The organism is Dyella sp. AD56 (genome assembly GCF_002878475.1).
Classification (GTDB): Bacteria; Pseudomonadota; Gammaproteobacteria; order Xanthomonadales; family Rhodanobacteraceae; genus Dyella.
The window spans coordinates 83,985-107,590 of sequence record NZ_NRDP01000022.1; the positions used below are offsets into that span (position 1 = coordinate 83,985).

Consider the following 23,606-nt stretch of genomic DNA (forward strand, 5'->3'; position numbering starts at 1 on the left):
AGCAGCACTCAACCCCATGCAGGAGACACATCATGGCTAGGAAACTCGAAGGAAAGGTCGCCGTCGTGACCGGTGGCACCACTGGTATCGGCTTCGCTACCGCCAAGCGTTTTGCATCCGAAGGCGCTCAGGTTTTTGTCACTGGTCGCCGGCAGGCCGAACTCGATGCCGCCGTGTCGGCTATCGGGCCACGGGCCACGGGCGTCCAGGCGGATTCGAGCAACCTCAGCGATCTCAATCGCCTCTACGAACGCGTCAAGACGCAGGCAGGCCGCATCGACGTGTTGTTCGTCAATGCCGGTGGCGGCTCGATGCTGCCCTTGGGCTCCATCACCGAAGAGCAGTACGACGAAACCTTCGGGCGCAACGTGAAGAGCGTGATCTTCACCGTGCAGAAGGCGCTACCGCTGTTGGTCGACGGCGCATCGGTGATCCTCACCGGTTCCAACGTAAGCGTGAAAGGCACGCCCGCTTTCAGCGTCTACAGCGCATCGAAAGCTGCCGTGCGCAACTTTGCCCGGAGCTGGACGCTCGACCTCAAGTCGCGCGGCATTCGCGTGAACGTGATCAGCCCAGGCCCGATCAAGACGCCCGGCCTGGTCGACCTCGCCGGCCCGGACGCGGCGCAGCAACAGGGCCTGCTCGATTACATGGCGACCACCGTCCCGCTCGGACGCGTGGGTGATCCCGACGAGGTGGCCGGCGCTGCAGTTTTTCTTGCCTCTTCGGACGCGAGCTTCGTCGCCGGCACCGAGCTCTTCGTCGACGGCGGTCAGGCCCAGATCTGAGCCACATCTTTCAAGCGGTCGGTCATGCATAGGCCGGCCGTCCATCCCCGCACCACCACCCTCCATACAAACCATCCATCCCAGAGGACATTCCCATGAGCAACCAGACTTATGTAGAAACGGCCACTGTTCCCTCGGCCACTCCCAGTGTCGTCACCACCGTCGTTCCCGCCGTGGGACGCCTGATGATCAGCACACTCTTCATCCTGGCGGGGCTTTCCAAGCTCGCCGCTCCCGCGATGACCATCGGTTACATCCAATCCGTTGGGTTGCCGTTGCCATCGGTGGCGTTCGCACTCTCCGCGTTCGTCGAACTTGCCGGTGGTATCACGCTGCTGCTGGGTTACCGCACGCGCATCGTCGCTTCAGTCATGTTCCTGTTCACGCTCGTGACGGCGCTGTTTTTCCACAACCACCTCGGTGACCAAAACCAGTTCATCCACTTCTTCAAGAACGTGGCGATAGCGGGTGGCCTGTTGAACGTGATCGCCTTTGGCGGCGGTCGTGTCAGCTTCGATGGTCGCCGTGCCTGAGATGCCAACCGGCGCGGCCTTGGCCGCGTCGGTCGGTGCTCGCTTTTGCGCTGCCCAACAGCATCCAGGCCTTCATCGCGCCGAAAGAAATACAGCCATACATCACCACATCGATTTTCCGCTTCACTGACCAAGGAGACATGCCATGAGTGACCGTATCCACGAACTGCTTCATCGCAATCTTCAAGAGGTGTTTGGCGAGGGGGACGCAACACGTCGCCGCGCCGCCATCAAGGAGCTCTATACCGAAGACTGTGTGGTCTATACGCCGATCGCTGTGATCGCAGGTCATGACGCGCTCGACACATTCTCCGGCGATCTTCGCGCCACACATCCGCATTTCGTGTACACGCCGCACAGCAAGCCCCAGGTTCTCCACAATGCCGCTCGCTTGGCGTGGGGCTCCGGTCCACGCGGTGAGTCGCCCGATTACACCGGCTGGGATGTGATCATCGTTCGCGATGGAAAGATCGCTGCACTCTACGTTTTCCTCGATTCCGCGCCGGGTGATGCACCCTGATCGTTCGACGTTCCCGCGGAACGATGGTGCGCTCCCTGCTTATAGCTGATGCCATCGTCCTTGCTGGTCATCAGGGTGACGCGACGAGCTATCATCGCCAACCAGATCCGATCGGCTTCTCGCTTTCCTCTAATGACCCATCCGAACTACCCGTCGATCCTCGAACGCATCCATGCCGAAATCGCACCGTGGATTGGTGCGGGGCACGTCGCTGATTACATTCCCGAGCTTGCGAGCGTGCCGGCTGACAAGTTCGGCATGGCGGTGGTCACGCTTGACGGCGCGATCCATACCATTGGCGATGCCCATGAGCGTTTCTCGATTCAGAGCATTTCGAAACTGTTCTCGTGCACGCTGGCGTTCCAGCTTTTAGGGGACAAGCTGTGGCAACGCGTTGGCCGCGAGCCATCAGGGACCGCATTCAACTCGCTGGTTCAGCTCGAGAGCGAGCGTGGCAAGCCACGAAATCCCTTCCTCAATGCGGGCGCTCTGGTTGTCACCGACGTGCTGTGCCGTCATTTTTCGAGGGCTGAAACCGCGCTCGTCGAGTTCATCCATGCGTTGTCGGGTGTCGCCGACATTGGCTACGACGTTCATGTCGCCCAGTCAGAACTACAACACGACCATCGCCACCTCGCGATGGCGCACTTCATGGCAAGCTTCGGCAACATGGACATGCCGCCGGACGTCGTGGTCGACGCGTATTGCCGTTACTGTGCCATCACCATGAACTGCGTCGAGATCGCCAAGGCGGCTCTCTTCCTGGCCAATGGTGGCGTTGTGCCGCTTACCGGCAAGCAGGTTGTTGATCCAAGTTCGGCCAAGCGCTTGTCCGCGCTCATGCTGACCTGCGGCACCTATGATGCGGCAGGCGACTTTGTCTATCGCGTTGGGCTGCCAGCGAAGAGCGGCGTGGGTGGTGGCATCGTCGCCGTGCTTCCCGGTGAGATGGCCGTGTGCGTGTGGTCGCCAGGGCTCGATGCCAATGGCAACTCACTGGCTGGCTGCCAGGCGCTGGAAATGCTGACCTCCATGACTGGGCAGTCGATATTTTAGGATCGGCCATGGGTGAGGGCGGTCGGGAGACCGCCTCCAGGTTGGCCGATGGTCCGATGTCGACGGACTAGGTTGGAGGTCGCCTCTGTCCTCGCGGCCTCCATTCATACCCTTATGAATGAACGTGGCGCCACACGACCTCGCCATGTGCGCCTTCCGCGGCGCCGCTGGATGGCTTGGCAACGGTATAGGTCAGTTCGTCGCCGTTGATGGTGTAGCTCGAGCCACCGCCTTTTCCATCCCAGTTGGGGAAGGATGCATGCACGATCTCGCTGCGCATGGCGTTGGCATCTGCACTGATGTGACCGTAGTGGGCGTTGCTGTCCATGGAGGCGGCGCGGTACTCGTCTGCGGTGCCCTTGGATTTGTCATTTGCGGCAAATGGCATGCGCTTCGCGCGCACGATTTGCATCATGTAGTCGCCCTGGGCGTCGATCAGCCACATGCCCTCCGGGTTGGGGCCGTAGAGTTCCACGCGATGGCCATCGGGATAGACGTTGTCGCAGCGGACCAGCGTCCAGGCGCCGACCAGCTCCTTGGGGACCATGACGTGTTCGCTGGCATTCTCGCCGTGCTTCATCGCTTCCTGGGCGGACAGCATGGGGGGTACGGCCAGTGAGGCGAGGGAGGCGGCGAGCAGGATGAGCTTTGCGCGTGACATGGCGGCACCTTCAGTGCGTTGGGGATGAGGGGCATCGTCCCCTGTGGGCTTCCATTTGATAATTGGCCTGTATTTTTATTGACCTTCAAATTCACTTTGAAGATCATCCTGGGGTGAACCCCGTATCCGGAGCCGAACCTCATGAACCGCTTCAGCGACATGCAGCTCCTCATTGATGCGGCCGACCTGTGCAGCATGTCCGCGGCAGGGCGTCGGGCGGGGCTTTCACCGGCGGCTGCCAGCGCCTGCGTCCAACGGGTGGAGGCCATGCTTGGCGCGCGACTCTTCGAACGCACGACGCGTCAATTGCGCCTGACGGAGGAGGGGCGCATCTACATCGCATCCTGTCGGGTCGCGATTGAAACCATGAAGGAAGCCGAGCGCGCTGTGCGAAGTGGTACGGGCGAAGTCAGCGGTACGTTGCGCGTGTCGGCGCCTTCCGACCTCGGGCGCAACCTGCTGGTCCATATTCTCGACAGCTTCATGGTGAACCATCCGGACGTCCGCGTGGCGTTGACGCTATCGGATTCGCTCTCTCGCTTCGTGCCGGACGACATCGATGTCGCCATTCGCGTGGGGCCATTGGAGAACGGCGACCTCGTGGCGCGGCATCTTGCCGATAGCTGGCGCGTGGTCTGCGCGTCACCCACGTGTATCGCGACTCATGGCATGCCATCACGCCCGGAGGATCTGGCAGATCTGCCGACGCTGGTGCTCACCACCAATGCCGGACCACGCAATGAGTGGCGACTGGGCGACGAGGTCGTACGTGTTCGCCGTTATCACGAATGCACCGACAGCGAAGTCATACGCACCTGGGCCGTACTCGGTCGCGGGTTTGCCTACCGGCAGCTTTGGGCAGTGGCCGCGGATGTGCAGGAAGGCAGGTTGATGCTCGTCAACGCGCCCGCGTGGTCTTCATCCACGCCCATCCATGCGATGTATCACTCCAACGTTTTCCAGCCGCTGCGCGTGCGTCGGTTCGTCGATTTTCTGCAAACCGAATTCTTGCGGCGACTTCCTATCCATGCGGAAGCCGTCACGGGCTTCTTGTCGGCAAAGCAATCGCGCTGAAGTAAGTCGCAAACGACCATGAATGCTGCCCTGCTCGGGGTGTGGCATCCGTCTTCAGCCCGATGCACGGATTCCTTTGTTGCGGCAAACTCGGGCGGCTCCGCTTGACCGGTTCATAGAGACACCCGTCCTCTCCTCGAAAGGATCGAACTGTATGCGTTGGTTAGCTATTTGCCTGGCTCTATGGGTGGCCGCGCCGACTGCTGCCAGCGAAGGTTTCCAGTTCCGCGCCGAGTACGGCACCCATGCGGTCGGCTTTAAGGTGGTCCAGCAGTACGACGCCAGTCGAAGTTATCGCAATGGTTTCGATGCCGTCACGGGGGAGGCCGATCACGGGCCGCAGGCACGTCCGATACAGACCTTGATCTGGTATCCCGCAGCGTCGCCGGGTCGCGCGCTTATCTATGACGACTATCTACAGCTGATGGCGACCGATGATCGGTTCGATCTAGGCGCGGACGAAGCGAAACATCGTGCGGAACAGGCGCTGCGCGAATACCTCGCCTTGGGTGCCAGCGCTGCCCACATCGATAGCGTGCGCCAGCAAGCTGTCCATGCCACCGGCGATGCACCAGCCGAACAGGGACAGTTTCCGCTGATCATCTACGCGCCGAGCGACAGCTCGGCGGCATTCGAGAGTGACATGCTCTGCGAATATCTCGCGAGTCATGGCTATGTGGTGATCGCCAGCCCATCGCATGGTGCGCATGCTCGCTACATGACCGATGGTCGCGTGGCGGACGACGTAGAAAGCACTCGGGCGCAAGCGGCGGACATAGGATTCCTGATCGGCTATGCCGCCACTCTCCCTGATGTGGATCCAGGCAACGTCGGTGTCGTCGGATATAGCTGGGGCGGCATGGCCAGCACCTTCGCGGCCGTTGCGGATGGCCGCATCCATGCCCTAGTGGATCTGGATGGTTCCGTTCGCTATTTCCCCAAGATGCTGGCTGCCGCACCGGACGTGACGCCGGATCGGATCACCGTGCCGTTGCTCTTCTTCGCCGATAAGGAGGATCCGTTGGGACCGGGCATCGACTCCCGGCCTGGCAGTTTCGTCGCGCGCATCCATCACGCGGACGTGACCGAAATCGGTTTGCTCAAGCTGTCCCACGATGACCTGTCGGACGACGGCCTTCGCTTTCTTAGCGAAACCAGTCGCAAAGGAATCACGCTGGAGGAGCGGGAGGAAAGCTATGCATGGATCGCCCGCTATACGCTCGCGTTTCTGGATGCAAAGCTGAGATCGGATCCGGCCGCGGCTCGATTCATGGCGGCAACACCTGCGTCCAACCATGTTCCTGCGGGTGTGCTGCATATGGCGTATCGCCCCGCAGCAGGCGCCAGCCCCTCCGTGCAGGGCTTTGCGAAGTTGCTTCACGATCGTGGCTTCAGCAACGCGATCGAGGCGTATGCCGCTTATACAAAGGATCACCCAGCGTTCCGCATACTCGACGACACCTTTGCGGCGTGGTTCTCCTCGCTGCTGGACATTGGACGTAGCGATGATGCCATTGGTTTGTGCCAGCTCTGGACTCACGTTTATCCCAAGAGCATCGATGCGTGGGCCGACCTGGGCGCCGCTTACGAAGTAGCGGGAAAGCCGGTGTTGGCGATGTCCAGTTATCGGGAGGTCCTGAAGATTGATCCGCACAATCACGTTGCGAGGGAGCGCATCGCATCGCTGGCACCGGAAAAACGTGGGTAGTGCCGCGAGCAGCCCAGGCAGTAATTCCGACTAAAACCCGGCGTTTCGCCAGAGTGAGGCCTGCATAACGTGCCGGCCCCTCCGTTAGGTGGGCTCACCGTCCTGGCTTTCACCGATGAACTTGGTAAGCAGGCGCTTCAGCTCAGTGAATTCGGTTTTGCTGAAGCGCCGTAGCCGGCGGTTCAATACCTGGGGTGCGATGTCCGAGATTTTCTCGGCGATCGCATGACCTTCATCGGTGAGCTCAAGATGAAATACGCGACGATCTTCATCGCTTCGATTGCGAGTCAGTAGATCCTGCGACTCCAGCTTGTCGAGCATGCGCGTCATCAGTCCGCTGTCGATGGCCAGCAGCTTGGACAGCTCGAATGGCGTACGCGCGAGGCCACGGGCCAGCGAAAGGAAGATGCCCATCTGCTGGCTGGTCACACCCAGGTCCTTGAGCGCCGTATCCATATCGGCTGCCACCAAGTTACGTGACTTGGACAGCATGAAGCCCATGCTTTGCGTGACCGTGAAGTTCTTCCTGTTGTAGTGGTCCATGGACTGCCTCGCTGTTCAAAACGGCTTTGTCATCAGTGTCCAGCTGCCGCCGCGCCGGCTCCTGCACCTTTTCCGGGGTGGGTAACCCAGATCAGGGGAATGATGGCGACAAACAGGATCGCCGACAGCCAAAAGACATCGTTGAGGCCGAGCATGGCAGCCTGCGCCGTCAGTTGACCCTCGAAGAATGCCATGGCGCGGTCGGCACCGATATGGAGCGTTCCCTGCAAGGCGGCGATGCTGTGGACGAACGTCGCATTGTACGGCGTGGCCTGCTCCACCAACTGCGCGTGATGCAGGATCGTGCGATTGCTCCACGCCGTGCTGAACAACGACGTGCCCACCGCGCCCGCAAACACACGCACGAAGTTCGACAGGCCAGCCGCCGCGGGAATCCTGTCCGGTGTCAGGCCGGACAGGATGATGGCGGTCAGCGGCACAAAGAACAGCGCCGTCGGTATGCCCTGCAGCAGCGTAGGCAGCACGAGGGTATAGACGTCTACGCTGGTGGTGTAGTTGGAGCGCATGAAGAACACCACGGCGAAACCCACAAAGGCCAGCGTGGCAAGCACGCGTGCGTCGGACTTCGGCATGATCTTGCCCATGACCGGCGCTAGCAAAACGGCGAATATGCCCAGTGGCGCCGTGACCAGGCCGGCGTCCACCGAGCGATAGCCGAGGTACTCCTGGATCCATTGCGGCAACAGCACCAGGTTGGCGAAGAACACTGCGTAAGCCACGGAGATGGCAATAGTGCCACCTAGGAAATTCCGGCCCGCGAAGAGCCGCAAGTCGACAACGGGTTTCTCCTCGGTCAACTCCCAGATAAGGAAGAACGCAAAGGCGATGGCGGCGAACACGGCCAACACGCAGATAACTGGCGAGTCGAACCAGTCGAGGTCCTTGCCCTTGTCGAGCAGGATCTGCAATGCGGCCACCCACGCAACGAGCGAAAGCAGGCCCATCTTGTCGATCGGCAGTTTCCGCGTTGGTGTTTCGCGATCGCGATAGAGCAGCCACACCACAGCGGCGGCGAACAAGCCCACGGGTATGTTGATGTAGAAGATCCACGACCAACTGTAGCTGTCGGTAATCCAGCCCCCGAGCGCAGGGCCGGCGATGGGGCCTACTGTTGCGGTCATGGCCCAAAGCGATAGTGCGCTGGAGCTTTTCTCCTTGGGAAAGGTAGTGAGCAGCAACGCCTGGGACAGCGGCACCAACGGACCGGCGGCGGCGCCCTGAAGGATGCGCGAGGCCAGCAGGATCGGCAGTGTCGGGGATACGCCGCAGAGCCAGGACGAGAATACGAACAGCAGGATCGAGCCGACGAACAACCGCACCTGGCCGATGCGTTGCGTGAGCCATCCCGTGAGTGGAATGGAGATGGCGTTGGCTGCCGCGAATAGCGTGATGACCCACGTGCCTTCGTCCACTGATACGCCGAGGTTGCCGGAGATGGTCGGCACGGCGACGTTGGCAATGGAAGAGTCCAGTACGTTCATGAAGGTGGCCAGCGCAACGGCGATAGCGCCAAGCGCGAACCGCGCCCCAGTCAGTGGGGCGGGGGAGGCTGCGGGTGATTGCGGATTCATGCTGAAGTCCGGTGGGGTGCCGATGACTGTGGGCTGGCATGTCCATTTATTTGATAAGTCAAATAAATGGACAGAAAGAAGGCGAAACAAGTCGAGGCGCAGGCGTGATCGGAGATCAACGATGCGTCCACGGGGTGTTCCGCCATGGTGTTTGGCACACTATCTGACTAGTCAAATAAATGCAAGCGGGCCGCTGACGGGACGTGGAGACCGATATCACCAACCCGTTTCCGCAATACCCATCGTCATGGCGGGGTGATCCCGTGGCATGGGCCGTGGATGCCTCATTGCGCGGGACTTCAGGTACGGGCAAGCCCGGCGAAGGGTAGGTGACACGGTCTTCAAAAGACTCGTGATTTCATAGGCAAATCGCGTTGACACCCGCATAGCCGCGTGAGTAAGCTGCCGCGGCCTACGGGGACACCCCTAGGCACTTGTCTGATAACCCAACAGCGAGAAATGGACAGTAACCCTCCTACTCGATGCGCCAACCGCGGATGCACTCATCCGGTGCTGGCGTGCCAGTTGAACAACGTAAGCGCCATCGGCGACCGCAGCCGGTTGGCCGGTACTTTCCACGACTAGGAAAGTCCGGCTCACCTCATGCGCCGCCCTCCGGCGCTTCACGAGGTGAGTCATGAACAACAAGCTCCATCTATGTGCGGGCCGCCGTCGCGCGGTAGGCACTTTTCATCCTTACAAGACACCGAACGGCAGCCGCACCCGCGTGCGTCACTCTGTGGCCGTTTTGACCCAGCAAACCACTGTGCCACTGAGCGCACGGTGGTCGCGCAACGCCGTAACCGGCGCGCTGGAATGCCACTGGGCTCCCGAAGCTTCCACCGAGCCGCACCCGCGTATGAAAGCGGTGCGTCGCATTGTCCATGCACGCATGCATCGGCGCTCCCGTAGCGCAGGTCTGCGCCCTCCGTCGCGTCTGTACATCCACGGTTAGTCCCATGCGACCTCCCCCTGCGGGCAACAACCCGCTCCTAAATCCCGTCCGCCTGGACGCACACGCGCTACGTCCCGCTCACGTCGTCACGACTTGAGTTGGCTCGTGCTCGTGTCGCCCATGCGGCGATTCACGAGGACAGAGCCATGCAACTCCCTCGCCTGTACGCACGTCGGCCGATGCACACACCGGACCGGCTGCTCAACGCTTATCTCGCCTGTCGAACCGCCAGACCGTCGTCGCCGGGTCTTGTCGTAACGCTGCTGCACGCTTCGGCGCGTTGGTATCGCGACATCAGTCAGCGACACAGTCACGTTGACTCACGTTGACCGTTGCTTCCCGGTGCGCATGCGCACCGGGATATCCCGTTGTTGTTGCCGTCCGGCAGACGGCCAGAAAAGCGAGAGAAACCCTATGAAGAAGATCCATTTCGTCGGCGAATGGTTCGATTGCAGCGCGCCCAGGGCACTGCTGTCCGAGCCGCAGGCCATCCGGGCACGCTGCCTGGAAAGCATTGCGCGGAACCATCTGCCGATCAGCTATGAGTACTTCACCGTCACCGAGGGTGATGGAGTGATCGGTGCGATGACCGGCACAGGCATACACCTCGTGTTGCGCACCTTTCCGGATAGCGACACGGTGATGGCGAACCTGTACGTCGAAGATGGCGAGTCGACGCATGTGGGAATCGCCATGCAAGCCTTCGACGGCCTACGCGATGCATTCCGCCCCATGCGCGCCTTGCTCCGTCGCGTGCATGACGATGGGAAGCCCCTATCCGCACGTGGCCGGACACCCCGTGCGCCTACCGAAGTGTTTTTGTCGAAGCCAGTGCCCCGCGCCGTTTAGCCGTCCACTCGCCAGTCGCGTCGGGTGGTCTTGCTGACCTGATCTCTTGACGCACCAGTCAACGCCCCGCCCTTGGGCGGTGCGGTGGGCGTCTGTTGCCAAAAAATGCATTTCCCCTCCCAAGAAGAGTGCAAAACGACCCCTATGCACCCGATTGAACGCACCACCGCATTTCTTTTCCTTCGCATCAACGTGCGACGTCTACTCTGAAAATATCTGGATGTACCCATGACTTCCCGCAAGATCAAAAGCCAACCGTTCGGCCACTTCCCCACGTCGAACATGGATCCTTGCAAGCGACTTTCGCCTGGCACGTTCACCCGGCTCGGGGTTCATTTGCCCGCTCTTCTGCTCGGGCTTGGCGCGCATGCAGTTCAGGCGCAGGACGCCAACGCCGCTTCCACGGTGAGCGTCGCCGGTGATGCGAGCCCGCAGGGCCAAACGGTTCCGGTCGACAACCATGCCAAAGACTCCCCGGTAACCCTGAAGGGCGTCGATGTCGTCGCATCGCCGAGTGGCGCCGGGATGGCGGCCATACAGCTTGTCGGCCCCAACGAGTATGTGCTCAATCGCAGTGACCTCGATGGGGCGCTGTCGGGAAACAATGCGCTGGCTCTGTTGAAGAACGTTCCCGGCGCATCGTACACGGCGACCGATAGCCTGGGCCTGGATATCTCGGCGACTAGTCTCTTCGTACGCGGCTTTCGCATGAACGAGATGGGCGTGGTGTTCGAAGGCGTTCCCCTGAACGACAACGGGTTCTTGTCCATGACGGGTACGAGCGCGGTCAATGTCGGCGTCCCCGATGCCATCGGCTCCATCGACATCACGCCCGGCACCGCACGTGAAAGCGTGTTCTCCAGCAGCGCCAATGGCGGTGGCCTGGTGTATTCGCTGGCCAACCTCAAGGACACGCCCAGCGCGGAGATCAGCCAGACCTATGGCAGCAACAAGACGCTGGTCACCACCTTCTCCGGCCAGACAGGGAAACTGGGTGCCAATGGTCCGGAAGTGCTGGTCGATCTGCAGTACATCTCAGCGAACAAATACCAGACGGGCGGAACGCAGGATTTCCTTCGTGGTGATTTGAAGGCAAAACAGGATGTGTCATGGGGTGATTTCACCCTGTTCGTGTCCGCGAGCCATGCGGCGGTGTGGGGTTACAACAACCTGTCGTTCGACATGATCCGCAAGCTCGGCTGGAATGCGGACATCTGGTATCCGGACTATGCGCGCGCTTATCAGATGGCACTCCCCGAGAACGCCAATGCTTCTTGCGGCGCGTATACCTGCGGGCAGCTGTCGGCGTTGATTCCCTACGACACGGGGCAGACCACGAACGATTCCATCGAAACGATTGCCCATCACTTCAGGTTGTCGTCGTCGCTCACGGGCAGCGTGCAGTTGTACGGTGCGCAGAGTAAAACGTCCGCCAGCCTGGCAGATCCGACTACGCCGTCACCTTCAGGCGCGCCGTTCTCGGAGCAGGTGCAGCGCCCTCGCGTGAACCGCCTGGGTGGCACATTGAATTTCACCTATAACGTAGGCGACCACGTGATTAGCGCAGGTCTGTGGAAGGAAAACACCCGGTCTGCCGCCACCACGTCCTGGTATGACGAGCCGTTGCTAGGTGAGGGTGAGCCGCTGAAGACTACCGGCCCCTACGATGTCTACGGTCCAGCTTTTCAGACGGCGAACGCATCCAACTGGCGTATCCGTTCGCAGCAGTTCTATCTGCATGACGACTACGCCATCACAGACAAGCTGACGTTGGGCGTGGGGTTCAAGGGCGTCGACTTCTCCACCACGGGTGGTGGCATCGGGCCCGATCAGGCGCCGTTCGGAACGCTACGGGTGAAGAACAATTTCCTGCCGCATGTCTCGCTGTTCTGGAGCCCGAGCACGCAGACCGACGTTTTTGTGGATATTGCTGAAACGGAGAATGGTTATCGCGTGGCTCAGCGCGGCAACATCGGCTACACGGCTTCCGCCTGGACGGTATCCAATCAGGAGGAGTTCGACCGGGTCGCCCAATCCATCCGCCCTGAAAAAGATTGGAATCTCACGGCCGGCGCCACGCATCGCTTCGACAACCTCACGCTGACTTACGACGCGTTCTACAGCGTCATACGCGACCGACTTCTGTCCGCTGCCGTCGGCAGCCAGTTTGCGCAGATCAATACGGTTGGCCTGATGCCGAGGATGCATATCTTTGGCGCTGACCTCGGCCTTACCGCGGATCTCTCGAACCACATCCAGTTCTATCAGGGCTTGGCGGTGGCTCGTTCGTTCTACGACAACAATTTCGTCGTTGACGATACGATATTCCCGATCAAGGGCAAGGCCCAGCCCGGCTATCCCATCGTGTCCGTGGTAAGCGACCTGTCGGCTAAATTCCAATCCTGGCGATTCGGCGCCACGAGCACGGAATACCTGCGCCAACCCTTCTCATACGAGAACGACATCTACGTGCCGAACTTCTGGCAGATCAACACGTACGCCTCTTACACGCTCAAGTCGCGCGGTGCCATGCCGGAATGGTCGTTCCGGCTGGATGTCAGCAATCTGTTCGACAGGAAGAATATCGGTACGTCCACCATTGCCGGGTCGCCCTTCTCGGGTGACTACCAGACGTTGCAGCGCAGCGCGCCACGGCAGCTGATGTTTACCGTTTCCGCTAAGTACTGAGGCCATGGGTGCGGCATCGGGGGCACGCCCCTCGATGCCGCGTTCCATGCAGGGAACGTCTTGATTACTGCCAGCCCAGACCAAGGCTTTTCTGCAGCGATACGAAGTCCTTCAGCAGATCGGCCTGACCTTCAACAAGGTTCTGTTGTGCACTGAATTGCGTGCGCTGCGTATCCATCAAGTCGATCAGTGAGGATGCGCCGGCGTCGTAGCGTTGGTGCATCAGCGTCTCGGATCGGTTGGCCGATGCTTCGATCTGCTGCAGGCGAGCAACGCTTTCGCGCTGGTGTCCGTAGCGGGATAGGGCGTTGTTGGCGTCCTGCAGCGCGGTGAGCACGGTTTGCGAGTATTTCGCGGCGGCTTCGTCGCGGCCGGCTTCGGCCTGACGAATGGTGCTGCGCGTGCGTCCGAAGTCAAACACGTCCCATTGCAGATAGGGCACGCCCAGCCAGGTAAGGGCGCTCTTCTTGGCGAGATCCGCCGGATTGATGCCGGTGGAACCGAGAAAGCCCATGAGCGTCACCTTGGGAAACAGGTCAGCGGTGTGCTGACCGATCTGCGCGCTACTTGATGCCAGCCGGCGTTCGGCCGCGCGGATATCCGGCCGCTGTCTCAGCATGGTTGCCGGATCATCAACCGCTACGCTTGCAGGCAAGGTTGGCAATGGCTTGGGCGTGGACAGTTCCTGATCCAATGCACCCGGTGCCTGACCGGTGAGTACGGCCAACTGGTCCAGCGACTCGGTGATCTGTTCGTCGAGTGGGATCAAGGTCGCGCGAGTGTTTTCCACCTGGGTGGTCTGGCGCTCGACATCCGCATCGGCGGCAACGCCGTGCGCACGACGCTGTTGCACCAGTGCGAGCGTTTTCTGAGCGAGTTCGGTGGACTGATTGGCCAACACCAGTCGCTGCTGTTGGTCGCGCAAGCCGATGTACGCTTGTGCGACTTCCGCAGCCAGCGACACCTGAGTGTCGGCAAGGTCGGCTTCGACAGCGTCGGCCTGTGCCGACGCCGACTCCGTGGCGCGTCGCATGCCACCGAACAGATCCAATTCCCAAGAGGCATCAAAGTCTGCCGTGTATAGCTGCAACGGACCACGACCCTTGGATGTGCCCGTGGTCTGGCCGCTTTGCGAGCCGTTGTTGCCGGAGGACTGCGATGACTGCAGCAACGACGTATCGGGTTCGCGCAGACGTACCGCCGCCGCATCCACCGAGACGCTGGGCAGGGCCTTGGTGCGCTGCTGCTGCAATTGCTCGCGCGACTGCCTCAGACGGGCCTGCGCCGCTTGCAGGTTCTGGTTGTGGGCGAGTGCGGCGTCGATCAGCGCATTGAGTTGCGGATCGTTGAGGGATGTCCACCATTGACTCGGTGCAGGTGTCGTTGCCATGCCTGCGACGGGCGCGCGCACAAAGACATTGCCTTGCGCGGCGCCGGTTGGCACGTTGGGGGCGCCGCGGTAATCAGGGCCAACGGTGCAGCCCGACAAGGTGGTGATCGAAGCAAGCAGCGCCAACAGCAGAACGCGCGGCGTGCGAGACTCAAGCGTGGTCATGACAAACATCCTCAATGGCCCGTCGCTGGTGGCGCATGGTGACTGGGCGTCTTCAGCAGCAAAGCCAGCGGTATACAGCAGAGCAGGGCGATGCCCAGCACGTAGAAAATTTCCGAGTACGTCATCACCAAGGCCTGCTGCTGGATCTGTGCTGCCAGTTGGCCGAGGGCGCGCATCTTCGAGTACGCCATATCGCCGGTTTGCGCGAACCATCCCGCCGAGTTGGCCGCCATGCGGTCTTGGCCCAGTACCGAGTTGGCCGAAAGCGACTCGCGGATGGTGGCCACGTGAAACGTATTACGCCGATCGATCACCGTGCCGATGATGGCCAGGCCGATCGACCCGCCGAGGTTTCGCGCCATGTTGTAAATGCCGGCGGCATCGCCCGACTCTTCGCGTGACACGGCGGCCATCGAGGCCTGGTTCAACGGCATCATCGCCAGCATCTGGCCGGCACCGCGTACTAGCTGTGACCAGAAGAAATCGTGGCCTACCGACTGCGCCGTCAAGTGGATATCCAGCATGCAGCTCGCTACGAAACACAGCAGGCCGGTGATCACCAGGATGCGAAAGTCCACCTTGCCGAGCAGTCGTGGCAAGAGCGGCATCATCAAGAACGCAGGCACGCCGGATACCAACATGACCCAGCCGGACTGTTCCGCGTTGTATCCCGCGATCAGGCCCAGGAACTGCGGGATCACGTAGATCACGCCGTATAGCGCTGCACCCACCACCAGCACAATGAAGATCACGCTGGCGTAGCGGGGGTTCTTCAGCAAGCTCAGGCGCATCACCGGTTTGCTGGCGGTGAACTGCGAGATCGCGATCAGCATCATGCCCGCAAAGGACAGCAGGCTGAGCCAGATGATCATGCTGGACTCGAACCAGCGTTCGCGCTGACCCTCCTCAAGCACGACGGTGAGTGAGCTGAGCCCGATAGAGAGGCCGAACACACCCAGCCAGTCGGCTTTTCTCAGGGCTTCCCAGTGCGGTTTGTCCGACGGCAGGCCGACTAGCAGCAGGGTGATCAGGCCGATACACACCGGCAGATTGATGAAGAAGCACCAGCTCCAGCTGATATTTTCCGTCAGCCAGCCGCCCAGCACGGGGCCCAGCAGCGGCCCCAGCAGCACGATCAGGCCGAAGGCCGTCATGCCGATGGGCATCTGAGACAGCGGCAGGCGACTGCGGATGATGGTTTGCGCGGTGGGAATCATCGCGCCGCCGGTAAGCCCTTGGCCGATGCGTCCGATGATCATCGCCATCAGGGTGGTGGAGATACCGCACATCATCGAAAACAGGATGAACAGCACCGCACAGCCGAGCAGAAAATTGCGCAAACCGAACACGCGGGTCAGCCAAGCCGCGAGCGGGATGATCACGATCTCAGACATCAAGTAGCCGGTGGAGATCCAGGTGCCTTCGGTGCCAGTGGCACCGATTTCACCCTGGATCTGCGGCAGTGCGGAGTTGGTGATGGAGATATCGAGCGTGGCCATCAGCGCGCCGAGCGAACCGGCCGCTACCGCGATCCAGTCCGCCACGCTGGCGCGCTCAGGATGGCTGGCAGGCAGGGCAGCTGCCTCAGCCATGACTGCTTCCCGTTGACGCGGCCTTGCCATCGTCAGGTGCCGCGCGGGTATCCACCTTCACCGTCACCGACAGTCCGGGCACCAGCAGTTTGCGGGTCTGCTCGTCGGTATCCAGGCGGATGCGCACCGGTACGCGTTGCACGATCTTGGTGAAGTTGCCGGTGGCATTCTCCGGTGGCAGCAGCGCGAACTCCGCGCCTGTGCCTGGGGCAAAGCTTTCGACCACGCCATGCAGTTCGGTATCGGGGAGCGCATCGATATGCACGCTGGCGCGCTGTCCCGCGCGCATCTGGCCGATCTGGGTTTCCTTGAAGTTAGCGGTGAGATACACGTTTTGCACCGGCACCACCGTCATCATTCGCGTGCCGGGCTGCGCATACTGGCCGACGCGTACCGAGCGATCGCCCACGCGGCCGGCGAGCGAGCTGCGGATCAAGGTGTCTTCCAGGTCGAGCTTGGACTGCCGCGCCGAGGCCTGCGCTGCTTCCAGTTGTGCGTGTGCCTGGGCGATCTGCGCGTTGAGGTCGGCGATCCTTGCCTGCGCCTGGTCGAGCGCTGCGGTATCGGCGGCGAGCGTTGCCTGCGCCTGATCGCGATTGCTGATGAGCACCGACAGCTGGTCGCTGCTTTCCGCACCGGTGCTGGCCAGCGGGCCGTAGCGGCGTACTTCATCTTCCGCGTGTCGGCTGCTGATCTGCGCGGCTTGTTGCTGGGCTTTGGCCTGTTCGATGGCGGCGCGCTGCTGCAGGATGCCTGCCTGTGCGCGCTGGATATCCGCGTCACGCGCATCGACGGTGGCCTGCGCCTGATCCAATGCGGCCTGATATTGACGCCCGTCCAGGCGAACCAGCGGGTCACCGGCCTTTACCGTCACGTTGTCACCCACGTAGACATCGGTGACATAGCCACTGACCTTGGGCGCCACCGTGACGTTGTCCGCCCGCAGGTACGCATCGTCGGTGCTTTGCATGAAACGACCGACCGCCCACCAATAGCCGAGGGCCAGCAGGGCGATCACGGCCAGCACGATGGCCACGGGCAGCAGGATCTTGCCCGCCTTCGATCGGCGCGAGGATGGGGTGACAGGGTCTTTCGTGGCTTCGCCGGGCGTGGAGCCGGAGGGGGCGGGCATGAGGTGGTGTCCAAATGTATTCCAGCTGGAAGATTTATTCCGATTGGAATAACTTTGTCAAATGATATATTCGTCAGGCACACGAAGGAGACCCGTGCATGAGCCAACCCAGGCGTCCCCGACGCTCCCCGGCCGGCGGCTACGCACGCGGCGATGAGACGCGTCAGCGGATCATCGATGCGGCCATCAAGTTGTTTGGCGAGCACGGCTTCGCCGGCGCGTCGACGCGTGATATCGCGGCGGAGGCGGGCGTCAATGCCCCCGCGTTGCAGTACTACTTCGAGAACAAGGACGGCGTGTATCACGCTTGTGCCGAGTTCATCGCCGACGAAATTCGGGCCCGTTTCGAGCCGTCCATGCAGCGGGCGCTCGCTGTGTTGAAACGCCAGGGCGATACGAGTGCCTTGATTGATGCCTTCCTGGAGATCCATGCGGTGACGTTGGATCTGGTGCTGACCGATTCCAAGGCGGCTCACCGGCGCCTGTTCGTGACGCGGGACATGGTCGGCGAAGAACCCAGTGGCGCTTCAAAGCTATTGAAGCAGCGCCTTAAGCAGCCACTGAATAAGCTGCGGCTTGCCCTGTTGGCGCGTATCACCGGCACCACCTCACGCGATCAGTTAACGCGGATACGGCTGCTTACCCTCAAGGGGCAGATCCTGTTGTTTTTCTACCCGCCCGGAGCCTGTCTCGATGAGCTGGGTTGGAAGGAGATCGACGCCGCCAAGGGCGCCTTGCTCAAGGCCACGGTGATCGAGCAGACCCGTACATTGCTGGAGAGCTGGCAGGCTGCGGGCTGATCGCCACAACGTCATCCGCACCCGGAAGACGGCCATTCGGATTCTTCACCTCGACCATGGAAGAATCGGCGGAGTTATCGAACTCTGGACAACTCGTTCGTCGATGAAAGTCGCCGCGGATAGCGAGGAGGTCGTCATGATCGATCTGATCTCGGCAACGAATGGCGAAGGGCATCGCCCCAGGAGCCACGGATGACACCCGAGGGACAGCGCCCGCCACGCGTGGTTGCCATCGGGTTGCGTGCGCACAAAGGTGGTGCGGTGGCGGTGTGTGTGGCCGTGGAGAATGGCGTGCCACAGGTCGTGCTTTCCACCGTTCTTGTCACCGGAGCCGAGAGCGATCGGCTCTCCTTCGAACCCTATCGCGTTGCTGCCGAGATGCCCCGCGGGCCGGAGGGTAAGGCGTCCGCCGACGCGATAGCTGCGGTGGAGGAAGGGCGCAGGCGCCAGGACGCGGCTGCAACGAAAGGGCTGCAGGCCATGCTTAGTGACATGGCCGCGGCAGGTTATGCGACGGTCGTCGTTGCGTTGCTGGTGAATCGCGCAGGCTGGGTCACCGACCTTCTCGCGTACAGCCTCGAATGGGCGGAGCACGTGCCAGTGGCGGAAGCGTTGGCGGTGCGTGATGCGCTTCGTTCGGCGTGTTCCGGTTGCGGCATCGAGCGGGTCGAGCTGGATGAGAAGTCGTTGCCTGAGCTGGCGGCATCAGAGCTTGGCGTGTCGTCGGTCGACATCAGCGACCGGCTCAAAACGCTGGGAATGTCCCGCTGGAAGCCATGGCGGAAGGAGCAGAAGCTGGCGTGTCTGGCGGCGTGGCTGGCCGCGGGCCGACGTCCACCCGGTGGATGATGAATAGCGGGCTGCAGGTGGTAGGAATACCTGCAGCCCGCCTTGCACGGCAAGGCTGCCATGGCCGTCCGCCGAGCCGGGGTGATGGACACGGTAGGCGACATGGACACCGTACCAAAGGTTCGTGAGGCGGCGTGTCAGCCTTTCAGTGCTACGGATTGTGGTGCATTGCTGATGGATCTGTCGGTGTTGGCGTCACCGGGTGTGGTGCGCGGTCGCCGCATCTGCCAGCGCGTCATCCAGCCGATCGTTGCCCCAGAACATGTCGTTGCCGACAAAGAACGTCGGGGCGCCGAAGATGCCGCGCGTCTTGGCGAGCTCAGTGCGGTCGCGCAGGCGCTGCTTGTTGGCCTCAGTGCCGGCATCCTGCAGCAACTGATCGGCGGGCAAGCCGAGTTCGGTGAGTGCTTCGCCGACGGCATGGACGTTGTCGATATCGCGGTCCTCAGCAAAATTCATCTGCATGATGCGGCGGCAGTAAGCACCCATCCATGGTTGATCCTCGCCGAGCAGCGCAATGCGTGTGGGCAGCACCGAGCGCCGCGGGAACTGGCTGGGCTGCTGCCAGGGCAAGCCGTACTTGCGGCATTGGCGGGGCATGTCTTGCCAGACGTAGTTCCCCTTGGCCTGCTGCAGCACAAAGGGGGAATTGTTCCAGCCGAGGGACTGGAAGATCGGCCCGAGCAAGAAGGGGCGCCACGCGATGGTTACACCGCGTGCGAGCGCCTCCTGCTCGATGCGCATCACGCTGAGATAACTGTAGTTGCTAGCGAATTCGAACCAGCACTCGATCATGGTTTTCTCTTCCTAGGGGATCAGTCGAACAGCACCAGGCAACGCGCCTCGATGCTGACGCGTGGCGGTGCGTCCCTCGGTGCGTCGGGATGGGCAAACGCGGCATGGGGCACAAAGCGGGAAACGCCGCCGAGTCGCGAGTCATACTGTTTGAAGACGAGCGCCTCATGCAGATCCATACCGGCGTAGTACCACCATTGATGTCGCGGCGCCCGCGCGACGAGGTAGATCTCGCCCTGGCGGCGGGGGTAGCGCACTTCGGCCTCGATGAGTTCTCCGGCGTCGACGCTGCGCGCGTCGCAGACGGCCAACGGCGTATCCAGCACCGGGCCACGCAACGAGCGCCATACGTTGACGATGCAAAAACGCGGAGCAGGGCCTGCAGGCATATGCGTGCCCAACACGAGACCGAGCCTGCGTTGCCCGGAACGCTCGGTGTAATCGGTGTGGATGCGTGCATTCGGCGCGGCGGCCTCTCCACGCTTGGCCCGTCCGAAATCCAGCCCTGTATGGATGGGGTCGCGTCGGCGCACGAGGTGGTCGAAAACGTAGGCGCGATGGCCGCCTGTTACCGACAACACGAGCGCTTCCAGCTCGGGGTAGTAGAGCCGGCGGATCGCCTCGTCATCGTGATCGATGCGCAGCGCCGTGGGGGCATCCCACAGTTCGAACCCCTCGCGTTGAATGGACGGCTGGCTAGCCCGTCGGCGCGCGTCGCCAATGGGGATGGGCACGTCGTCGAAATGACCACTTTCCCACGGCACACCAGCAGGTGGTTCGTAGGCGTATTGCACCGGCGTGGCGTCACCGGGCACGAGATAGCTCAACGTAGCTTCCACCGTCGATGGTGCCGGTGCGGACCATCGTTGTGCTGTCGAGTGCAGCAAAGACGCGTGGGTGGTATCGGGAAGATAGGACATGAGGACTCCGGTGCGACGCCGGGCTAGTGGCGCGTGCAGTTATTGGATGCCGCATAGCCTTGGGGTTCAAACGAAAACGACGCGTGTTTCACATGCACCTAGTGCATGTGACCGACGATGCGTCAGGTAGCCGCAGCCTCGCTCAGTAGCCAGGTGATCACGGCGCTCACGCTGTCACGTGGCGCGTCGTCACCCTGTAGCAGCCAATAGGCGTGGTCGGTGCCTTGCGGCGCCCGTGGCGTATCCAGCGTGCGCAGATGGCCGTCCTTGAGCCACTGGCCCAACAGCGGCAAACGCCCCAAGGCGATGCCTTGGCCGGCGAGAGCCGAATGCACAACCTGATCGTATTGGTTGAAGCGCAGAATCGCTTTGGGCTTGATCTTCCAGCCTCGTGCCTGAAGCCAGTCGCGCCATTGCAGCCACGGTCGCTGTGGGTCTTCGTACTCCAGCAGCACCTGTCCATCCAGATCGGCGGGGGTGCGCAGGCGCCGTCGTTTCGGCAGGGCACTGGACACCGGAGCGATCCGCTCGTCGAACAGATGCCGTGCCCCGGCCGGTGCATCGGCGTGGGCGCAATAGCGGATGGCGAGGTCGACATTCTCGGCGGGCAGATCTACCAGACGATTGCTCGCCGCCACACGCAAGTCGATGGTGGGGTGCCGTTGCTGGAAACGCCCCAGACGTGGCAACAGCCATAGTGCGGTGAGGCCAATGCTTGCGCTCAAGGTAACCGGGCGCGTCGTCGTGGAGGTCGCTACGGCGGCGACGGCTTGCTGTAACTGGCGCAGCGCCAGATCCGCATCGCGAAACAAGCGTTCCCCTTCGGCAGTGAAGGTGACCGAACGATGCCCCCGGCGCAGTAGCTTCACGCCCAGCCGCTGTTCCAGCGCCTGCACTTGCCGGCTGACAGCCGATTGCGTCAGGCATAGCTCCTGCGCAGCGAGCGTCACGCTCATATGTCTGCCCACGGCCACGAAGCCGCGCAGCGGTTCCATCAAGGCGTTCAACGGCAGCAGGCTGTCAGGCATGCGCTATCCTCATGCGAAGGCATAGGGTAACAGCGCAGCATGAGCGGGCGGGTAGTCCCCCGATGCCGGCGTGAATCGGGAGACGCCACCACCGCCCGTGCAGAACCTCAATTCACCGACGCATTCACCATCTTGATCACATCGGCCCAGGCCAGTGGCCCCTGGTGCATGGAGTACACCGTATCGACGGCGAGGTGCTCACGCTCCACCGCCTGCACCACCTCATGCATCAACTGCGGATCGTAGAGGGTGTCTTTGCCGCTGAGTGCCAGCGTGTCGCTCGCATAGAGCAGGTGACGCTGAGGGAAGTACACCATGTACTGGCGTTCGGTGGATGCACCGCGCAACGGGTAGAGCACCACGCGATTGACGCCCTGACCCAGCGCCAGTGTGCCGGACACGGTGTTCCAATGTGCGTCCTTCGGCTGTGTGTCGAGCAGGTCGGGACGCAGGTGGTGCGGTGCGGCCACCATGCGTTCCAACAGAGGGCGATTGAGATCGAGCGCGTACACCGGCAAGCCTTCAGCCACGGCCTGACGTACACCAGCGGCATGGGGCCAGGAGTCAGAGGTGGTCAGTACGCCGCGAATCGGCTGGCCCGGGTATTCGTCGTGCGCCTTGGCGAAAAGGCCTTGGGCGAACATCGGCGAAATCGGCGCTTCCAGCACCAGCACGCCATCATCCTGTTTGATCAGCGTGGTGTTCCATGAGCCGTGGAACAACTCGATGCCCGGCGCGAGTTCCGTCCGCGCTTTGTCGCTGAAGGGGCGCTCCCAACCCTTGGACTGCCCACTCTTGGCCGCGATTTTCGTATCCATCGAAAAGCTTTTGTCGTCGAGCGGATCGTTGAAGCTGGCATCGGTGATCTGCGTCGATTGCCATGGCACATCATTGCGAAATTCCACCTGATTGGTCGGCAGAACCAAGCCATAGAACAGATGCCAGTTGTCGAAGTACACCAATTGACGCACATCGCCCCAGGCGAACCAGAAGTCATGGAAGTTCCGGGTGCTTTCCATCGCATCCGGCAGGTGGTTGTTCGCGTTGATCAGTACGCGTATGGGCGTACCGTGCCACGTGAACTCGACCACGCTGTGTGGAGTACTGCGCAGCCACTGTGCCTTGGCGAAACGCAGGTCTGGCGCAGCGAGTGCTGTCAGCAGCAGACGTTCAGGCCCAAGCGCCAGCGCATCGGCAGTGCTGTCGAGATCACTGAGCGAGCACGGCGCATCGCCCTTTTCTGTGCGATAGACACCGCCATCGGGCCCACCGACCAGCGTTTGGGTGATCTCCGACTGGTGGGGATCCGATTCCGGCCAGGTGACATGCGCCACGCGGAGCAGGCGTCCGTTCGAGAAATCCAGGGTGAGGTCGTCGCGCTCATAAGCCGTGATGAACGGCTGTTGCCGATAGGACTGCTCGGTCAGCGCTACATGACTAGTCAATTGGTAATGCGCATGGGTGATGCCGGCGAGCCGTTCGCGCCCACCCATGGCTGCTAGGGCGAGCTCCGTACAGCTTCGCGCGTCCTGTGTGTCGCAACCAGGCTGGCCCTTGGCTGCCACGGGTGTTCCGTCGGCGGGCGCCGGTGCCGCGTGAGCGGGCAGGGCGACGGCCACTGTAAAGAGGCCTGCAAGAACCAGGGAAAACTCGACACCACCGCGTTCGCGACGATCCATGAGCTATGCACCGAAGGTACCCGGAAGTGGGCGATGCGCAGGCTACGCGTACCAGCGGGCGGCGACGTCTGCGAGAAGTCATGGCCTGACCTTTGGCCTAGATCGCTACTCGCTGAGGCGTCCTGATCCTCCACGTGTCTTGTCTCCGAGGCGGTTCATCCCAGGCTAAATCTCTGTGCCGCAAGTCTGATGAGTAGCCCATTTGTCGGTGTCCACTGCGCCGCGCTTTGATTGGCCATTCATGTGGACAGGCACAAAACGGCATGCGCAGAAATTTTCTCCATTACGC

Annotated in this window: 21 protein-coding genes; 11 read left to right on the top strand and 10 right to left on the bottom strand. The window is 61.7% G+C overall.

Annotated elements, in window-relative coordinates:
• Positions 1-32 precede the first annotated feature (32 nt).
• The 4 genes from DyAD56_RS14230 to DyAD56_RS14245 all read left to right on the top strand — a co-directional run bounded on the left by DyAD56_RS14230 (position 33) and on the right by DyAD56_RS14245 (position 2,897).
• A complete protein-coding gene (locus DyAD56_RS14230) occupies positions 33-788 on the top strand; it encodes an SDR family oxidoreductase (RefSeq protein WP_102303427.1) in 756 nt (251 codons plus the stop codon).
• A 95-nt stretch (positions 789-883) separates the two neighbouring features.
• Positions 884-1,321, top strand: a complete 438-nt coding sequence (locus DyAD56_RS14235) for a DoxX family protein (protein WP_102303428.1) — start codon at positions 884-886, stop codon at positions 1,319-1,321.
• A 145-nt stretch (positions 1,322-1,466) separates the two neighbouring features.
• A complete protein-coding gene (locus tag DyAD56_RS14240; RefSeq protein WP_102303429.1) occupies positions 1,467-1,841 on the top strand; it encodes a nuclear transport factor 2 family protein in 375 nt (124 codons plus the stop codon).
• A gap of 132 nt (positions 1,842-1,973) precedes the next feature.
• Positions 1,974-2,897 (top strand): glutaminase, encoded by a 924-nt coding sequence (locus DyAD56_RS14245; protein ID WP_102303430.1) that lies wholly within the window; start codon positions 1,974-1,976, stop codon positions 2,895-2,897.
• Positions 2,898-3,009: 112 nt separating this feature from the next.
• Here the strand turns inward: DyAD56_RS14245 and DyAD56_RS14250 are convergent, their stop codons facing one another.
• The gene (locus tag DyAD56_RS14250; protein WP_102303431.1) at positions 3,010-3,558 is read right to left on the bottom strand and encodes a lipocalin-like domain-containing protein; all 549 of its coding nucleotides are present in this window, start codon (positions 3,556-3,558) and stop codon (positions 3,010-3,012) included.
• A 141-nt stretch (positions 3,559-3,699) separates the two neighbouring features.
• Here DyAD56_RS14250 and DyAD56_RS14255 point away from each other — a divergent pair, with 141 nt between their 5' ends.
• Positions 3,700-4,632 (top strand): LysR family transcriptional regulator, encoded by a 933-nt coding sequence (locus DyAD56_RS14255; protein WP_102303432.1) that lies wholly within the window; start codon positions 3,700-3,702, stop codon positions 4,630-4,632.
• Between the two features lie 154 nt (positions 4,633-4,786).
• Positions 4,787-6,340 carry a dienelactone hydrolase family protein gene (locus DyAD56_RS14260; RefSeq protein ID WP_158241353.1) on the top strand — a complete coding sequence of 518 codons (1,554 nt, stop codon included), beginning with the start codon at positions 4,787-4,789 and terminating at the stop codon, positions 6,338-6,340.
• An 84-nt stretch (positions 6,341-6,424) separates the two neighbouring features.
• On the opposite strand, the gene DyAD56_RS14265 is transcribed toward DyAD56_RS14260, so the two are convergent.
• Together DyAD56_RS14265 and DyAD56_RS14270 are read right to left on the bottom strand one after the other, a co-directional pair.
• A complete protein-coding gene (locus DyAD56_RS14265; RefSeq protein WP_102303434.1) occupies positions 6,425-6,883 on the bottom strand; it encodes a MarR family transcriptional regulator in 459 nt (152 codons plus the stop codon).
• Positions 6,884-6,915: 32 nt separating this feature from the next.
• Positions 6,916-8,475 (bottom strand): DHA2 family efflux MFS transporter permease subunit, encoded by a 1,560-nt coding sequence (locus DyAD56_RS14270; protein ID WP_102303435.1) that lies wholly within the window; start codon positions 8,473-8,475, stop codon positions 6,916-6,918.
• A gap of 637 nt (positions 8,476-9,112) precedes the next feature.
• Between DyAD56_RS14270 and DyAD56_RS14280 the strand changes: the two genes are divergently transcribed.
• The 3 genes from DyAD56_RS14280 to DyAD56_RS14290 all read left to right on the top strand — a co-directional run bounded on the left by DyAD56_RS14280 (position 9,113) and on the right by DyAD56_RS14290 (position 12,967).
• Complete coding sequence (locus tag DyAD56_RS14280) at positions 9,113-9,430, top strand: hypothetical protein (RefSeq protein WP_102303437.1); 318 nt, start codon at positions 9,113-9,115, stop codon at positions 9,428-9,430.
• Positions 9,431-9,844: 414 nt separating this feature from the next.
• Positions 9,845-10,279: a hypothetical protein gene (locus tag DyAD56_RS14285; protein WP_102303438.1), complete on the top strand. Its 435-nt coding sequence runs from the start codon at positions 9,845-9,847 to the stop codon at positions 10,277-10,279.
• 228 nt (positions 10,280-10,507) lie between these two features.
• The gene (locus DyAD56_RS14290; protein ID WP_233202455.1) at positions 10,508-12,967 is read left to right on the top strand and encodes a TonB-dependent receptor; all 2,460 of its coding nucleotides are present in this window, start codon (positions 10,508-10,510) and stop codon (positions 12,965-12,967) included.
• Positions 12,968-13,031: 64 nt separating this feature from the next.
• Here DyAD56_RS14290 and DyAD56_RS14295 read toward each other — a convergent pair whose 3' ends face one another.
• The 3 genes from DyAD56_RS14295 to DyAD56_RS14305 are packed head-to-tail and all read right to left on the bottom strand — an operon-like array spanning position 13,032 to position 17,246.
• The gene (locus tag DyAD56_RS14295) at positions 13,032-14,522 is read right to left on the bottom strand and encodes an efflux transporter outer membrane subunit (RefSeq protein WP_102303491.1); all 1,491 of its coding nucleotides are present in this window, start codon (positions 14,520-14,522) and stop codon (positions 13,032-13,034) included.
• Between the two features lie 11 nt (positions 14,523-14,533).
• The gene (locus DyAD56_RS14300; RefSeq protein ID WP_102303439.1) at positions 14,534-16,114 is read right to left on the bottom strand and encodes an MDR family MFS transporter; all 1,581 of its coding nucleotides are present in this window, start codon (positions 16,112-16,114) and stop codon (positions 14,534-14,536) included.
• Positions 16,107-17,246 carry an HlyD family secretion protein gene (locus tag DyAD56_RS14305; RefSeq protein ID WP_102303440.1) on the bottom strand — a complete coding sequence of 380 codons (1,140 nt, stop codon included), beginning with the start codon at positions 17,244-17,246 and terminating at the stop codon, positions 16,107-16,109. The genes DyAD56_RS14300 and DyAD56_RS14305 overlap by 8 nt, the downstream gene beginning before the upstream one ends.
• Positions 17,247-17,344: 98 nt before the next feature.
• Between DyAD56_RS14305 and DyAD56_RS14310 the strand changes: the two genes are divergently transcribed.
• A complete protein-coding gene (locus DyAD56_RS14310) occupies positions 17,345-18,046 on the top strand; it encodes a CerR family C-terminal domain-containing protein (protein WP_102303441.1) in 702 nt (233 codons plus the stop codon).
• Positions 18,047-18,238: 192 nt separating this feature from the next.
• Positions 18,239-18,895, top strand: coding sequence for a hypothetical protein (locus DyAD56_RS14315; protein ID WP_102303442.1), 657 nt, complete (start codon positions 18,239-18,241; stop codon positions 18,893-18,895).
• Positions 18,896-19,090: 195 nt separating this feature from the next.
• Here the strand turns inward: DyAD56_RS14315 and DyAD56_RS14320 are convergent, their stop codons facing one another.
• The 4 genes from DyAD56_RS14320 to DyAD56_RS14335 all read right to left on the bottom strand — a co-directional run bounded on the left by DyAD56_RS14320 (position 19,091) and on the right by DyAD56_RS14335 (position 23,317).
• Complete coding sequence (locus tag DyAD56_RS14320) at positions 19,091-19,690, bottom strand: 2-hydroxychromene-2-carboxylate isomerase (RefSeq protein WP_102303443.1); 600 nt, start codon at positions 19,688-19,690, stop codon at positions 19,091-19,093.
• A 20-nt stretch (positions 19,691-19,710) separates the two neighbouring features.
• Complete coding sequence (locus tag DyAD56_RS14325; RefSeq protein ID WP_199178980.1) at positions 19,711-20,610, bottom strand: CmcJ/NvfI family oxidoreductase; 900 nt, start codon at positions 20,608-20,610, stop codon at positions 19,711-19,713.
• Positions 20,611-20,732: 122 nt separating this feature from the next.
• Positions 20,733-21,638: a LysR substrate-binding domain-containing protein gene (locus DyAD56_RS14330; RefSeq protein ID WP_102303444.1), complete on the bottom strand. Its 906-nt coding sequence runs from the start codon at positions 21,636-21,638 to the stop codon at positions 20,733-20,735.
• Between the two features lie 107 nt (positions 21,639-21,745).
• Complete coding sequence (locus tag DyAD56_RS14335) at positions 21,746-23,317, bottom strand: hypothetical protein (protein WP_146010517.1); 1,572 nt, start codon at positions 23,315-23,317, stop codon at positions 21,746-21,748.
• Positions 23,318-23,606: the final 289 nt, after the last annotated feature.